This window comes from Paenimyroides ceti (assembly GCF_030409925.1).
In genome coordinates, this window is the sequence record NZ_JAUFQU010000001.1 from 3,184,490 (window position 1) to 3,198,497 (window position 14,008).

At 36.0% G+C, this 14,008-nt stretch carries 13 protein-coding genes; 10 read left to right on the plus strand and 3 right to left on the minus strand.

The window, feature by feature from the left end; translation table 11 throughout:
- The first annotated feature begins 110 nt into the window (after positions 1 to 110).
- Entirely contained in the window at positions 111 to 1,079 is a 969-nt protein-coding gene (trpS, locus tag QW060_RS15615) for a tryptophan--tRNA ligase (RefSeq protein ID WP_290364784.1), read from the plus strand.
- Positions 1,080 to 1,110: 31 nt separating this feature from the next.
- Here the strand turns inward: trpS and QW060_RS15620 are convergent, their stop codons facing one another.
- Genes QW060_RS15620 through QW060_RS15630 form a run of 3 tightly spaced genes read right to left on the minus strand, consistent with a single transcriptional unit; the run spans position 1,111 to position 3,548 of the window.
- Positions 1,111 to 1,662: a DUF3575 domain-containing protein gene (locus QW060_RS15620; protein ID WP_290364391.1), complete on the minus strand. Its 552-nt coding sequence runs from the start codon at positions 1,660 to 1,662 to the stop codon at positions 1,111 to 1,113.
- Between the two features lie 19 nt (positions 1,663 to 1,681).
- Complete coding sequence (locus QW060_RS15625; protein WP_290364392.1) at positions 1,682 to 2,410, minus strand: metallophosphoesterase family protein; 729 nt, start codon at positions 2,408 to 2,410, stop codon at positions 1,682 to 1,684.
- Positions 2,403 to 3,548 carry an ATP-binding protein gene (locus tag QW060_RS15630; RefSeq protein WP_290364393.1) on the minus strand — a complete coding sequence of 382 codons (1,146 nt, stop codon included), beginning with the start codon at positions 3,546 to 3,548 and terminating at the stop codon, positions 2,403 to 2,405. Before QW060_RS15630 ends, QW060_RS15625 begins: the two co-directional genes overlap by 8 nt.
- 151 nt (positions 3,549 to 3,699) lie before the next feature.
- On the opposite strand from QW060_RS15630, the gene QW060_RS15635 reads away from it, so the two are divergent.
- The 9 genes from QW060_RS15635 (at position 3,700) to QW060_RS15675 (ending at position 13,998) form a co-directional block, all read left to right on the plus strand.
- Positions 3,700 to 4,704, plus strand: a complete 1,005-nt coding sequence (locus tag QW060_RS15635; RefSeq protein WP_290364394.1) for an AAA family ATPase — start codon at positions 3,700 to 3,702, stop codon at positions 4,702 to 4,704.
- A 93-nt stretch (positions 4,705 to 4,797) separates the two neighbouring features.
- On the plus strand, positions 4,798 to 5,661 hold the full coding sequence (locus tag QW060_RS15640; RefSeq protein ID WP_290364395.1) for a DUF58 domain-containing protein: 864 nt from the start codon (positions 4,798 to 4,800) through the stop codon (positions 5,659 to 5,661).
- Position 5,662: 1 nt separating this feature from the next.
- On the plus strand, positions 5,663 to 7,270 hold the full coding sequence (locus QW060_RS15645; protein ID WP_290364396.1) for a BatD family protein: 1,608 nt from the start codon (positions 5,663 to 5,665) through the stop codon (positions 7,268 to 7,270).
- A complete protein-coding gene (locus QW060_RS15650) occupies positions 7,263 to 8,264 on the plus strand; it encodes a vWA domain-containing protein (protein ID WP_290364397.1) in 1,002 nt (333 codons plus the stop codon). The genes QW060_RS15645 and QW060_RS15650 overlap by 8 nt, the downstream gene beginning before the upstream one ends.
- 4 nt (positions 8,265 to 8,268) lie before the next feature.
- A complete protein-coding gene (locus QW060_RS15655; protein ID WP_290364398.1) occupies positions 8,269 to 9,303 on the plus strand; it encodes a VWA domain-containing protein in 1,035 nt (344 codons plus the stop codon).
- A 3-nt stretch (positions 9,304 to 9,306) separates the two neighbouring features.
- Positions 9,307 to 10,080: a tetratricopeptide repeat protein gene (locus tag QW060_RS15660; protein ID WP_290364399.1), complete on the plus strand. Its 774-nt coding sequence runs from the start codon at positions 9,307 to 9,309 to the stop codon at positions 10,078 to 10,080.
- A gap of 2 nt (positions 10,081 to 10,082) precedes the next feature.
- The gene (locus QW060_RS15665; protein ID WP_290364400.1) at positions 10,083 to 11,879 is read left to right on the plus strand and encodes a BatD family protein; all 1,797 of its coding nucleotides are present in this window, start codon (positions 10,083 to 10,085) and stop codon (positions 11,877 to 11,879) included.
- A 5-nt stretch (positions 11,880 to 11,884) separates the two neighbouring features.
- Positions 11,885 to 12,646 (plus strand): tetratricopeptide repeat protein, encoded by a 762-nt coding sequence (locus QW060_RS15670; RefSeq protein WP_290364401.1) that lies wholly within the window; start codon positions 11,885 to 11,887, stop codon positions 12,644 to 12,646.
- A 44-nt stretch (positions 12,647 to 12,690) separates the two neighbouring features.
- On the plus strand, positions 12,691 to 13,998 hold the full coding sequence (locus QW060_RS15675) for an NAD-dependent succinate-semialdehyde dehydrogenase (RefSeq protein WP_290364402.1): 1,308 nt from the start codon (positions 12,691 to 12,693) through the stop codon (positions 13,996 to 13,998).
- Positions 13,999 to 14,008: the final 10 nt, after the last annotated feature.

A 14,008-nucleotide genomic window follows, 5' to 3' on the forward strand; every position in this document is an offset into this window, starting at 1 on the left:
TGTTTTTATGCACGAATTTATAAAATATAAATAGTATTTCTCGTGTTTGGCGCTTTAAGTTTATTTTAAAAAGGCTAAATTTGCTTTTCAATTTAGTTTTTAATCACAAAATGGCAAAAGTTTTAACCGGTGTTCAAAGTACAGGAACCCCACATTTAGGAAATCTTTTAGGTGCGATTTTACCAGCTATTGAACTGGCAAACAATCCTGAAAACGAATCTTTCATCTTTATTGCGAATCTGCATTCGGCGACTCAGATAAAAGACGCGAAAATTTTAAGAGAAAATACCTATAGTGTGGCAGCAACCTGGCTTGCATGTGGTTTGAATGTAGAGAAAACGACCTTTTACCGACAATCAGATGTGGTTCAGACAACAGAATTAACCTGGTACCTGAGTTGTTTCTTTCCGTTTCAGCGTCTGACACTGGCACATTCCTTTAAAGATAAACAGGATTATCTTGCCGATGTAAATGCCGGATTATTTACTTATCCGATGCTGATGGCTGCCGATATATTATTGTACGATGCTAATTTTGTACCTGTAGGTAAAGATCAATTACAACATATAGAGATTACCAGAGATGTTGCTTCAAGATTCAACCACCAAATGGGAGAAACATTTGTGCTGCCTGAAGCAAAAATTGAGGAGAATGTAATGATTATTCCGGGAACAGACGGACATAAGATGAGTAAATCCCGCAATAATTATATCAATATCTTTTTAGATGATAAAGCTTTAAAAAAGCAGGTTATGGCAATTGTTACGGATGCGACTCCTTTAGAAGATCCAAAAAACCCGGATACGTGTAATGTATTTGCTTTGTACCGCCTTTTGGCAACCGAAAAGCAGACAGCTGTCATGAGAGCTAACTATTTAGCTGGTAATTACGGATATGGTCACGCCAAAACCGCCTTATATGATTTGATTACAGAGCGTTTTAAAACTGCTCGTGAAAAATATACGTATTATATGAATAATCTGGACGAACTGGACAGACTGTTACTCATTGGAGCAGAAAAAGCCGGTAAGGTTGCTACTGCCACACTCAACAGGGTTCGTGAAAAATTAGGATATTAAAAAAATAGCAAGTGTATACTTGCTATTTTTATTAGAAACGGAATCCTAAATTGATACCCGCATTGAACTCGATGCCCGAAAATTCATCTGTTACTTCCTGACTGAAGTTTCGACCTATATTGACAAATGGTGCTATCACAAAAGCATCATTTTTTACTATTTTATATCCCATCCCTACTCCTATGATAAAAGAGTTCATATCAACTTCAAGACGATTTGCACCTCCGTTGATATCTTTCTCATAATCTCCGAAACGGTATTTCAAAAATGGTGACACATACATACCGGAAGCATGTTCCCCACTTCTTCCTCCAAAATGGAAGTTATAGTTTACAGCAATACTGTTGGTATTAAATTTTTTGAGTTTACCACTTTTACCGCTTTCTGACCAGTAAGAAAAACGATCGTTAATCATCAGATCAACTCCTACCGATTGGTCACGATCGATAAAGTGTTCATATCCCACTTCTACCGACTGGTTGACAATCGTATTAAAAATATTTAATTTAACCTCATTCAGCGCCTGAGCATTCATGCTGAATATACTGCCAAAAAAGGCGATGGATAAAACAATTTTTTTCATGTTCTTTTTTACAAATATATTAATTTCTACCCCTTTCTTCAGGATAGAGTTCTTGTACAATATCACTCTGCCAGTAAGCTTTGGTATCTACATTCATGACTGTCACTTTTCCATTGAACGCCGCTCCGGTATCCATATTCCATACATTGGCACAATGCATCGGTGTGTTTTGACCAAAACGCGTAACCGGAGTGTGTCCGATAAAAATTTCTTTATAAAGCTTAAATCTTGACGGATAGCGTATGTCATCTTTTGGTAGTCGTTCATCAAGTGCCATCGCAGTTTCCCATAAGGTACGATCCCACCAGAACAACGGTCTGAAAAACTCAAATTCTACTCCTTTCGGATTGGTAAACCCCGCATGGACAAACAAACGGTTTTGATCGTCTAAATAATATTCCCTGAGTGAGTTAAAAAAGGTAATATGGCGGTCTTTTACTTCTCTTGTAAGCAATTTGTATACATCAACGGTAGATTGTCCTCCGTGAAATCGCCACAATTCATTATCTTCTTCATACCTGAGCCATTTCAACACCATTTCTTCATGATTTCCCTGCATAAAAACGCAGTCATACTGAGTGTTCAGTTCCATCAGATAATCAATCAAACGAGCTGAATCATTCCAGCCATCAACATAATCGCCTAAGAAAATCAGTTGATCGTTTTTTTTAATTTCCGCACGTTCTAAAGCTTGTTTCAAAGCGATCAACCCGCCATGAATATCGCCTATAACAAATGTATTACTCATTAATAGTTTCGTATTTCAACTTGCGTAAGATACGCATTACTTCTTTAAAGGAAATGTAAATATCCTTATTTTCATGGTTTTTGAGTTCATGTTTGTACTCAATTAACAAACGTTTAGCATCTTTAAAACCGTTTAGATAACAGATCATCATTGCATGACACAGATTGTTCATATCTTTCTCTTCTGATTCGGATAGCCTCTGCCCGATATGGAGTTTATTCAGCAATGCCAGATTGGAATTATAGATATGATGCAGCATACGCTGATTGTATTTTGGCGGACTGAAAATTAATTCGGACTGGATTTTATAAGTAATATTTTCATTAAAAGTGATGGTTTGCCGGCTAAAAGGATAGTGAGACGTAGAATCTTTTAAACCGAGTTTTACAAATTCAGTGATGATAAATTCATCTTCATTATATTCTATAGTTACTTCATCCAGAGCTGAATAGAAGAGTTTGAGCTGTTCGTTTATCAGAGCAATATCTACTCTTGATAAAAAGCGCTGTCCTCTTTTGTAGGTCGCTTTTCCTGCCCAGCAAACGATAAAATATTCTTTAAACACATGATATTTAGGCCGCATGTCCTGATGTGTACTGGTAAGAAAAGTGACCACGTGATCAATCATTTCCTTCATGCTGTTTCGCGAATTCTTTTCAATACTCTCAACAATCTCCTTATTGTCAAATACCTGTTCTATATATTCAGGAACAGTAGTGCTTCCAATGCGTGAAAAAACAGTACCCTCTCTTATATTCAATGCTTTTTTCTTAAAAAAACTGATCCCTCTTTTTGGAAAAATAGTAATCAACCCCACTACCTTATCATTGGAAAGATGTGGGAAAACAATATTTTCATATTGGATCTTTGGTGGATGCTCCAAAAAAGCATTTACCAGATTTTGAATGTGGCTATCATCATAAAAATCAGTTCCTATAATCTCATTCGTTTCGTCTTCAAAACCAACCAGCAGATAAGAATTGTTGTGTGGATTGGAATTGGAAAGGGCACAAATGTGTTTTACAAATTTGGCTTTACCGTCTTTTATGTGAAGATTAAGTTGTCTCTTCTTATCAAAAAAGCTATTTTCGTCCTGATGAGCCAGCAAGTTTTTAATAAGTAATCGCTTATTTAACACGGGGTTATCTTATTTTTCTTAAAATTATAAAAACAAATTCATAAATCATACTTAAAGGTAATAAGGCTATGGCTATTTTAACCATTTATTAACAACTTTAATTCAAATAAATTTATCAATTTGTAAGCACAAAAAATACTAATTACTTAAAATGGAAGCAGCTACTATAACCACTGATGTTAGAGCGATTAATGAAAAAATAGAAAGAGAAAGTGCTTTTATTGATTTATTGGTTGCAGAGATGAATAAAACGATTGTCGGGCAAAAGCACATGATTGATCGTTTGCTTATTGGCTTACTGGGTCAGGGGCATATTTTACTGGAAGGAGTTCCGGGTTTGGCAAAAACCTTAGCAATCAATACGCTGTCAAAAGCTGTTCACGGATCGTTTAGCAGAATTCAGTTTACACCTGATTTATTACCTGCTGATGTAGTAGGTACAATGATTTATAATGTAAAGGAAAACGATTTTTCTATCAAGAAAGGTCCTATTTTTGCTAACTTTATTCTGGCTGATGAGATCAACAGAGCTCCTGCAAAGGTACAGTCTGCACTATTGGAGGCGATGCAGGAAAAGCAGGTGACTATTGGTGAACACACCCATACTTTACAAAAACCTTTTTTGGTAATGGCTACTCAAAACCCTGTAGAACAGGAAGGAACTTATCCGTTACCGGAAGCTCAAATGGACCGTTTTATGCTGAAAACGGTTATTGAATATCCTAAATTAGAAGATGAACGCCTCATCATCAGACAAAACTTAAGCGGAACATCTCCGGTAATTAATCCGGTTGTTTCACTGGATCAGATACTTCGTGCTCAGGCAACTGTAAAAGAAGTTTATATGGATGAGAAGATAGAAAAATATATACTAGACATTATTTTTGCTACGCGTTATCCGGAACAATTCAAGCTTGAAAGCCTGAAACCACTTATTACATACGGAGCTTCTCCACGAGGAAGTATCAATTTAGCTACAGCAGCTAAATGCTATGCCTTTATAAAAAGAAGAGGCTATGTGATTCCTGAAGATGTACGTGCTGTAGTAACTGACGTATTGCGCCATAGAATAGGTATTTCTTATGAAGCAGAAGCAGAAAATGTAACGACAGTTGACATCATCAACAAAATAGTTAACGAGATAGAAGTGCCATAAATTTTCATTGGCTTAAAATTATAACCTATTTTATTTCTTGTATTCGGGGTAAAATAGGTTTCACATTTTTAAGAATTTTTCTTCAATTAAATTATGGACACTAAAGAAATTTTACAGAAAGTTCGAAAAATTGAGATCAAGACACGACGTCTCAGCGATCACATTTTTTCCGGAGAATACCACACTTCCTTTAAAGGAAGAGGTATGTCTTTTGCCGAAGTAAGACAGTATCAGTATGGAGATGATATCCGGGCGATTGACTGGAATGTTACGGCGCGGTATAATGAACCTTACGTAAAGGTTTTTGAAGAAGAAAGAGAGCTTACAATGATGCTGGTTGTTGATATCAGCGGATCAGCGGATTTCGGTTCTTCTGAAAATTTCAAAAAAGATATTATTACAGAAATAGCAGCAACCCTTGCTTTTTCTGCTACCACCAATAACGATAAAATAGGTCTGATTTTATTTTCTGATACCATAGAATTATTCGTTCCGCCTAAAAAAGGAAAATCACATGTACTCCGTATCATCCGGGATTTAATACAGACAGAGCCAAAAAGCAGAAAAACAAATGTGGCACTGGCACTGGAATATCTTTCTCAGGTAATGAAAAAGAAAGCCATTGTTTTTGTAATTTCTGATTTTGTAGCAAAGGATTATGAGAGGACGCTAAAGATTGCTGCCCGAAAACATGATATTACAGGCATACGGATTTATGACAAAAGGGAACAGGAAATGCCCGATGTAGGTTTTGTACTTATGAAAGATGCTGAAACTGATGAAGAAATGTATGTAAACACCAGCGACAAAAATGTTCGCCTGGCTTATGCAAAACATTTTGATGAGATGGCTGATGTGTTCAAAAACTCTTTTACAAAATCTGGTGCAGGCATCATCAATAACCGGGTAGATGAAAGTTATGTAAAAAAACTTTTAGCCTATTTTAAAGCACGATAAAATGAAAAGCAACTTTTTATATGTAGTATTATTTTTAGGGTTTACTTTAAGCTTATCGGCACAAAATCCGGTAACTTCATCGGTGGATTCTACTAAGATAAAAATTGGTTCTGCTTTTGATTTAACTATAAAAACACAGACCAGTGAAGGGGATAAGGTCGTTTTCCCCGATGTAAAAAATATAGGCCCTTTTGAAGTAATAGAATCTTCAGCAATTGATACCGTTTTAGAAAACCGGAAAATGGAACTGATTAAGAAATATACTCTGACACAGTTTGACTCCGGGAAATACACCGTACCAAGACTTAGTATTCTTGTAAACGGCAAAAATTATCAGACCAACTTATTTGATGTTGAGGTTACCAATGTAAAAGTAGATACCCTTAAACAAAAGATGTATGACATTAAATCCAATATGGGATCTACTACTGATACCTCATCACTGATTTATTACATCATTGTTTTGATTTTGTGTATTGTGGTTGGATTTGCCGTTTACTGGTTCATTAAAAAACAGCAGAGTAAAAACCTTACAGAAGATGATCTGTTTAAAACACCTTTAGAAAGAGTTTCTAAAAAGCTACAGCTTTTAGATGGAAAACGCCTTATTATGAATGGGGACATTAAAAGCTATTACTCTGAAATAACAGATATTACAAGAGAATATATTGAAGAAGTTTTTGAAATTCCGGCAAAGGAATCGACAACTTCAGATCTTATAAAACTCTTATTACAAGCTGTAAAAACCAAAAAAATCAAATTGAGTAAGGAAATCATCCATGATTTAAAAAGGGTTTTAGAAACAGCCGATTTGGTAAAGTTTGCCAAATCAGAGCCATCCTATAATGAGATTGAGAATGACCGGAAAAAAACCGAAACTATTTCAATCTCAATAGATAAAGCTTTGCCCAAATTTGCAGAGGAACAATCTGAAAGAGTCCGTTTAAGAGAACGCAGATACCGCAAGAGAAAACAGATGAGAACATGGATACCAATTGGTGTTTCAGCTCTGCTTCTGTTGATTACAGGTGGCGTTTACTTATTCAACTCGGTAAAAGATGGACTGGAAATAGATTTTTTTCAGTCAAACAAGCGTCTTCTTAAAGGAGAATGGGTCAGCAGTGAATACGGATTTCCAGGTATTGTCATAGAAACTCCCGAAGTACTCAACCGACTTGAATTACCCAATACAACCAAAAAAAATAAAGAAGAAAATACTGCACAGTTTGTGTATGCTAATGCAAAAACAAATCTGAGTATTACTGTACATACAACGGCAACACAAACGGATGAAAACACAAATGCTGAAGACCTTATGAATCAAAAGCTGAAAATGACTGAGCAGATCCTTAATGCAAAGGATTTCAAATCAGATTCAGAAAAATTCACTTTAGAAGGTATCAACGGTGTTCGCAGCTCAGGAACATTTGAAGCCGTAAATCCGTTAAGTGGCAAAAATGAGCTTATGCAGTTTGAGATGTATCTTTTTATACAAAAAAACGGAATTCAGGAAGTGGCTATTATGTATAATCAGGGAGATGAATACGGGGCAAAAATTGCACAGCGTATTGTAGAATCTATTCAATTAAGCGTACAGACAAATGAATAATATAACATTTTTACATCCGTTTTTTTTCTGGTTGTTGCTTTTGTTGCCTATTGTAGCATTTGTTTGGTTTAAGAATAAGCGAAAACAAAAAGTTGCCTTAAAAATCAGCTCTATTGAAGGCTTTAAAAACAAACCGACATTATTAGCCAGACTACAGCCTGTTTTTCTGGTTTTGCGCCTGCTTACATTGGCTGCATTAATTGTTGCTTTGGCAAGACCTCAAACTGTCGATACCAGCAGTAAAACTAAATCTACTAATGGAGTAGATATTGTATTGGCAATGGATGTTTCAGGATCCATGCTGGCAAAAGATCTGAAGCCCAACCGTATGGAAGCCTTGAAAGTCGTGGCTTCAGATTTTGTGAAAGAGCGGATAAACGATCGTATGGGATTAGTCGTATATGCGGCAGAAGCTTATACTAAATCTCCGGTTACCAGTGACAAGAATGTTTTACTGAATGCTTTAATTGATATTAAATATGACCGCATTATTCAGGATGGAACGGCCATTGGAGTAGGTCTTGCAACAGCCGTGAACCGTTTAAAAGACAGTCCTGTAAAAAGTAAGGTCATTATACTGATGACGGATGGGGTAAACAACGCAGGATTGGTAGATCCTGAATTGGCTGCTGATATTGCAAAAGAATATAAAATTAAGGTATATACGATTGGAATAGGTACTAATGGTATGGCAGATTTTCCTTATCAGTTTACTCCATCCGGTGAACTGCTCTATAAAAAGATGAAAGTAGAAATAGATGAAGCACTGATGAAAGAAATTGCCCAAAAAACCGGAGGAAAGTATTTCAGAGCAACCGATACAAAAAAATTAGAGAATATATATGATGAAATCAACCAGTTGGAAAAAACCAAAATAGACGAGCAAAAATTTGTTCAGCGAAATGAATTGTTCCGTCCTTTTGCGCTGCTGGCTTTTATTTTACTGGCATTCGAATTCATATTAAAACGTACCCTTTTCAAAGGATTTATATAAGATTATGTGGGAATTAGATAACACTTATTATTTTTACTTATTGCTCCTTCTTCCGCTTTTAGCAGGTCTTTTTATATGGAATTCCTTGTGGAAGAAGCGAAAAATAAAAGATTTTGGTAGCGGTTCATTTTTAAAGAAACTGGCTCCGGAAGCATCGCCCTCAAAACCGGTTTTAAAAGCAATAATTGCTTTATTTAGTCTTTTTATTCTTATTATCGGGCTTGTAAACCCCAAAATAGGTACACGTATAGAAACGGTAAAACGCCAGGGTATTGATATTGTCTTTGCCATTGATGTTTCCAAAAGTATGCTTGCAGAAGACATTGCTCCTAACCGCCTTGGAAAAACAAAACAACTGGCTTCACAAATTATTAATAACCTGCAATCAGACAGAATCGGAATTGTAGGTTATGCTGGCAGTGCTTTTCCTATGTTACCGATCACGACTGATTATAACATGGCAAAGATGTATCTACAGGATATGAATACCGATATGGTTTCTTCTATGGGTACTGCTCTTAGTGAAGCAATTGAAGTAGGTAGCGAATATTTTGATGATCCTGAAACAGGAAAGTTAATGATCCTGATTTCTGACGGAGAAGATCACAATGAAGGGATTGACAATGCTATCGCTATTGCTAAGGAAAAAGGCATCAAAATCATTACGATTGGTGTGGGTACAGAACAGGGAGGAAATATACCACTGAAGGAAAACGGGCGAATTGTTGGTTATAAACAGGATACTGACGGATCTACCGTGATAACCAAAATGAATAAAGCGACACTTGAACAGATTGCCAAAGCTACTGGCGGACAGTTTATGTATGGCAACAATACAGCAGAAGTAGTAGATCTGGTAAATAAAACTTTACAAAATATTGAAAAAACGGACTTTGAATCGCAACAGATCGCTGATTTCCAATCGCAGTTTCAATGGTTTATCGGTCTTGCCTTTTTACTATTAATAGCCGATTTATTTATTTTCGAAAGAAAGACATCCTGGATGAGTAAGTGGAATCTTTTTAATGAAAAACGATAAGAGATGAGAAAGTATTTATTAATCATAATTGGTTTTTGTACCTTACAGCTTTCAGCACAATCGGCTGAAAAAGCGCTTACAACAGGTAATAAGGAATACAATAACAGAAAATATTCACAGGCAGAATCCAGATATCGTATAGCTGCTTCAAAAGAAGCTAAGAGCAGTTTACCCGCTTATAATAAAGCCAACGCCATCTATCGCCAGTACCAGAGTAGCGAATCTGTTACGGCCTATCAGCAGGCATTAAAAAATGCAAAAACGAAGGAAGAGAAGCATAAAATCTCTCATAATCTTGGTAATGCTCTTATGAACAAAAAAGATTATGCAGGAGCTGTTGAAGCCTATAAAAATGCTTTGAGGAACAATCCTAATGATGAGGAAACCCGTTATAACTTTGCTCTGGCCAAACAAATGCAGAAAGATAATCCGAATCAAAATAAGGATAATAAAGATAATAAGGACAACAAAGATAACAAAGACCAAAAAGATAAGGATAAGCAGGATCAGAAAGACCAACAGGATCAGAAAGATAAACAGAACAATAAAGACCAAAAAGATCAGGAAAAAGGTGACGATCCTAAAGATAAGAAGGACGATCCTAAAAAAGATCAGGCACCAAAAGATCCGCAACAACAAAAACAAGAACAAAGCAAACAGCAGATGGAAAATATGCTAAATGCTCTTGACAATAAAGAAAAACAAGTCCGTGAACGACTACAGAACAGAGATAAAGAAGGTAAACCCGTAAAATCATCCGGTACAAAAGATTGGTAAAAATGAAGTGGACAGCACAGTTATTTAGTGTTTTATTCCTGTTGGTTTCGAATGTATTATTCGCACAGGTTTCTTTTACTGCTCAGGTGAGCCGAAATAGTATTGGCATCAATCAAAGAGTTGAAGTCAGCTTTACCATCAATGAAGACGGTGACAATTTTTCGCCTCCTGATTTTAAAGATTTCAGTGTTGTCAGCGGTCCTATGCATTCTGTAAGCCAATCATGGGTTAACGGAAAAACTTCATTCAGAAAAAGTTATTCTTATTTTTTAGCGCCTTCCAAAAAAGGGACTCTGACAGTCGGAGCTGCTTCTATAGAATATAAAGGTACTATTTACCGCACCAAACCAATTACTATTACCGTTGGTGATGCTGTAAAAGAAGAACCAAGACAGTCTCAGGGATATGGAGGCTATGGACGACAGCCTCAACAGGAAAGAATTAATCCGGAAAATATCGGGCAGGGAATCCATTTGGTTGCAGAAGTTTCCAAAACCAATCCGTATCTGAACGAGCCTGTATCGGTTGTCTATAAACTTTATGTAAGCCATCAGGCTGGTTTTAAAAGTCTTAATGTAGTAGCTTCTCCAAAATATACTAATTTCTGGAATCATACGGTTCAGGTTAAAGATATGGAAGTTAAGCTCGGGAAATTTCAGGGAAAAGAATACCGATATGTAGTCTTACAAAACACCGTTTTATTACCACAAAAAGAAGGCAAACTTACAATTGACCCTTTAGAACTGGAATTGCTGGTAGAAACGCCTACAGGCCGTTATGATTTCTTCGGATATCCTGAAATGACCGTATCTAAAAAGATCTATTCTACCGGTACTAAAGTAGTGAATGTAAAACCTTTACCACTTGAAAACCAACCGGATAATTTCACAGGTGCAGTCGGAAACTACACCTTTGACGTCAAAGCGAATAAAACTACTGTCAAAGCAAATGAAACCATTGAACTTACGGTAACAGCTAACGGAAAAGGAAATCTGCAGTTGTTTACTTTACCAAAACCATTGGCACCGGCAGCGTTGGAACTATATGATCCGGAACTCAGTGAAAAAGTCAGTAATAACATCGCTTCAGGTATGGAGGGAAGTAAAAGCGAAAAATATGTTATTGTACCTCAGTATAAAGGACAATATACGATAAAACCAATGTCGTTCTCATATTTTGATACCGCCTCAAAAACCTACAAAACCATCACTTCACAGGAGATTGTGATTGATGTAACAGAAGGTCCTGAACTGCCTCAAAACACGCCTAAAAAAGAAGATTTATCCAATGCAGATGTATTTCAGGAAATTGTAACAACAACTACTTTTGAACAGAAAAAGGCAGACGATTTCTTTGATTCAAAAATGTTTTATGCACTGTTAATAGCTCCTCTTGCCCTTATTCCGTTTTTGATATTGGGATACAGAAGACAAGCCAGCAAGCGTAATGATCTTACAGGCAACCGCATCAGAAACAACAATAAACTCGCGAAAAAATATTTAGGTGAAGCGAAGCGAAAATTAGGTGATAAAAACGGTTTCTATGAAGCTTTGGAAAGATGTTTACACAACTTCTTAAAAGCCAAACTGAGTATTGAAACATCTGAAATGAGTAATGAAAATATCCGGGAGTTGTTGCAGCAAAGAAAAATACAGGAAGAAAATATTCAGCAGTTTATCGATATAAAATCGACCTGTGAAATGGCAAGATATTCTCAATTTGATATTACGTCTATGCAAAATGATTTTGCAAAAGCCCTTGATGTTATTACCAATCTGGAAAAACAGTTTAAATCTTAATTCAGATGAAAAAAGTATTGTTATATATAATGCTGCTGTTATGTGTGAATTATACATTCGCAGTAAATCAGCAGGCTCTAAAAGATTTTGACTCGGCAAATAAGTTGTATGCAGACCAGCAATTTGCCGCTGCTGCAGAAAAGTATGAACAACTATTAACAGACGATTATATTTCAGAAGCTGTTTATTATAATCTTGGAAATTGTTATTATAAATTGAGAAATGTAGGTTTATCTATTTATAATTATGAAAAAGCTTTGCAACTGAATCCGAATAATGAAAAAGTACGAACCAATCTGAAATTTGCAGAGAAGATGAGGCTGGATACGTTCGAACCAAAGACAAAATTGTCTACCCAGCATATTATTCACAATGCTATCGGATTTTTCACCTATAATCAATGGGCTGTAAGCGCTGTTGTAGGATCATTTATGATTCTTCTCAGCTTTGTTGCCTTCTACTTTATCAGTAACAGTACTTTAAAAAGAATTTTCTTTTTGGGAATTTTATTTTTCGTGGTCGTAACTGTCCTGAGTCTGATAGCAGCTTTTACAGAAAAAAAGTACCATGAAAATGAACGGTATGGTATTATCGTTCATGAAACAGTAGCGGTAAAAAAAGAACCGAGAATCACTTCAAAAAATGAAAAAATAGTTCATGAGGGTACCAAAGTTTTTGTGCTTGAGACTACAGCAAAATGGCATAAGGTTACCCTTCCTGATTTGACCGAAGGATATATTGAGAAACAAAGTATGAAAGAGTTGTAAGTTTTACGGCTCTTTTTTGTATTTTTAATAGAAAACGAAATAATATGTCTACAATACCTGTTGAAGAAGCTTTTCAAACCCTTGAAGTGATGGAGGGTTCTTTCTTGAAATGGAAAATATTTTCCATAAAAGAACGGATTGAAGTACTCAAAGACGTTAAAGAAAAACTTTTAAGCGATACAAAAAAATACGCTGAGGCCATTACCGCAGATATGAATAAGCCTATTACGCAGTCTATAGCTGAAGTAAAAAAGTGTGCCTATTTATGTGATTATTATATTGAGAATGCCGAAGCTTTTTTAGAACCACAAACCGTAAAAACCAAATGGAAGGAAAGTTTTGTAACTTTTGAACCTTTAGGTGTACTGCTGGGCGTAATGCCCTGGAACTTTCCTTTCTGGCAGGTATTCCGATTTGTAGTACCCAATTTACTTTCAGGAAATACGTTTGTTGTAAAGCATGCCTCAAATGTTCCAAAATCAGCATTACTTCTTGAAGAAATTTTTGATTCTAAAAAAATAGATTTCCCGGTATATAAGAATTTATTTTTAAAAAGTGATCTTATCAAAGAGGTCATTGCACATCCTGTGATAAAAGCCGTTTCTCTGACAGGCAGTGAAAATACAGGACGTTCAGTAGCTGAAGCTGCAGGTAAACATTTGAAAAAATGTGTTTTGGAATTGGGTGGCAGTAACGGGTATATTGTTTGTAAAGATGCCAATCTGGATCTGGCTGTTACTACAGCTGTAAATGCCCGGATGCAGAATGCAGGTCAAAGCTGTATTGCCGCAAAAAGATTTATCATTCACACCTCAGTTGCGGAATCTTTTATAGCTAAATATAAAGAAAAAATTGAAGCATTAAAAACAGGAGATAAATTCGATTCTTCTACTGAAATAGGAGAGATGGCCAGAGAAGACCTTGCAAAAGAGCTTGAGATACAAGTACAAAAAAGTATAGAAGCCGGAGCAAAACTCATTTGCGGAGGCAAAAGAAACGGAGCTTTTTACGCGCCTACCATTCTGAGTGATGTAACAGAAGATATGCCTGTTTTTAAAGAGGAAACTTTTGGTCCTGTTGCGTCTATTATTACTTTTGATGACTTTGATGAAGCAATTGCCATAAGCAACCGCTCTTCTTTTGGATTGGGAGTTTCTGTTTTCTCTACGAATACGGAATTGATTAAATCTAAAGTTCCTTTTTTTGAAGAAGGAGCCGTATTTATCAATGAAATGGTAATCAGCGATCCTAATATGCCGTTTGGAGGCATTAAAAATTCAGGATATGGCCGTGAACTGTCTCATTTTGCGTTATATGAGTTTACTAATATTAAATCGGTAGTTATTCAATAGGGTGTATAAA